The organism is Methylobacterium sp. E-066 (assembly GCF_022829635.1).
GTDB lineage: Bacteria > Pseudomonadota > Alphaproteobacteria > Rhizobiales > Beijerinckiaceae > Methylobacterium.
Genome location: NZ_JAKSYO010000091.1, coordinates 1 through 301, shown reverse-complemented (window position 1 = coordinate 301; position 301 = coordinate 1). Strand labels below are relative to the sequence as shown.

Sequence of the window (301 nt, the reverse complement as noted above, 5' to 3'; positions counted from 1 at the left end):
CCAGGGCTCGGAGTTGGCAATCCCCTTCTGCGTAGTTTTTGGGGAACAACGGTGTGGTCTACCTGCTCTGCGGGCTGTTCGGCGGCCAGCTGCGCCGCCGGCTGATCCCCGACGGCGATCAGATCCGCGACTTCGGCGGCTCGGTGAACGACGACCTGCTGCTGCGCTTCCCCGAAGGCGTGGAGGCCAAGCGCTACAACGTCATCCAGAAGCTCACCTATCTCGTCCTGGTGCTGGGCCTGCTGCCTGCCATGGTGCGGGTCGTGCTCGACATGTCCCCCGGGGTCGACGCGGCCTGGCC

General features: G+C 66.8%; 1 pseudogene. It reads left to right on the top strand.

From position 1 onward, the window contains the following. Positions 1–47: 47 nt before the first annotated feature. Positions 48–301: pseudogene (locus MKL20_RS11530) on the top strand (hypothetical protein); the annotation flags it as partial.